Annotated in this window: 1 protein-coding gene; it reads left to right on the top strand. The window is 45.9% G+C overall.

The window, feature by feature from the left end:
- Complete coding sequence (gene tuf / locus L1267_RS23595) at positions 1–1185, top strand: elongation factor Tu (protein ID WP_135922804.1); 1185 nt, start codon at positions 1–3, stop codon at positions 1183–1185.
- The last annotated feature ends 74 nt before the right edge of the window (positions 1186–1259 follow it).

Here is a 1259-nt window from a genome sequence, read left to right as displayed (position 1 = left end):
ATGGCAAAAGAAAAGTTTGAACGCGTAAAACCGCACGTAAACGTTGGTACAATCGGCCACGTTGACCACGGTAAAACAACTCTAACAGCAGCAATCACTAACGTACTTGCAAAAGTATACGGTGGTGTAGCTAAAGACTTCGCATCAATCGATAACGCTCCAGAAGAGCGTGAGCGTGGTATCACAATCTCAACTTCACACGTTGAGTACGATACTCCAACTCGTCACTACGCACACGTAGACTGTCCAGGACACGCCGATTATGTTAAAAACATGATCACTGGTGCTGCTCAAATGGACGGCGCAATCCTAGTAGTTGCTGCGACTGACGGTCCTATGCCACAAACTCGTGAGCACATCCTACTTTCTCGTCAGGTTGGTGTACCTTACATCATCGTATTCATGAACAAATGTGACATGGTTGACGACGAAGAGCTACTTGAGCTAGTTGAGATGGAAGTTCGTGAACTTCTTTCTGAGTACGACTTCCCAGGTGATGACTTACCACTAATCCAAGGTTCTGCGCTTAAAGCGTTAGAAGGCGAGAAAGAGTGGGAAGACAAGATCGTTGAACTAGCAGACGCGCTAGATTCATACATCCCAGAGCCAGAGCGTGACATCGATAAGCCATTCATCATGCCTATCGAAGACGTATTCTCAATCCAAGGTCGTGGTACTGTTGTAACTGGCCGTGTTGAAGCTGGTATCATCAACGTGAATGACGAAGTTGAAATCGTAGGTATCAAAGAAACTACGAAGACAACTTGTACAGGTGTTGAGATGTTCCGTAAGCTTCTAGACGAAGGTCGTGCGGGTGAGAACATCGGTGCACTACTACGTGGTACTAAGCGTGAAGACGTTGAGCGTGGTCAAGTACTTTGTAAGCCTGGTTCAATCAAGCCACACACTAAATTCACTTCAGAAGTATACGTACTTTCTAAAGATGAAGGTGGTCGTCACACTCCTTTCTTCAAAGGTTACCGTCCACAGTTCTACTTCCGTACAACTGACGTAACAGGTGACGTACAGTTACCAGAAGGCGTAGAAATGGTAATGCCTGGTGACAACATCAAGATGACTGTAGAGTTAATCTGCCCAATCGCGATGGACGAAGGTTTACGCTTCGCTATCCGTGAAGGTGGCCGTACAGTTGGTGCTGGTGTTGTTGCATCTATCGTTGAGTAATATCAACAGATAGAGCTTCACAGCTTATAAAAAGGTCGCCCTAGGCGGCCTTTTTTAATGCCTGTAGAAAAGCT

This window comes from Pseudoalteromonas sp. OFAV1, from assembly GCF_021532595.1.
GTDB classification, from domain to species: domain Bacteria; phylum Pseudomonadota; class Gammaproteobacteria; order Enterobacterales; family Alteromonadaceae; genus Pseudoalteromonas; species Pseudoalteromonas lipolytica_C.
This window is presented reverse-complemented; position numbering and strand designations above follow the sequence as displayed.

Coding starts and splice junctions, on each gene's coding strand:
- tuf (WP_135922804.1), top strand. CDS start 1: ATGGCAAAAGAAAAGTTTGAACGCGTAAAACCGCACGTAAACGTTGGT.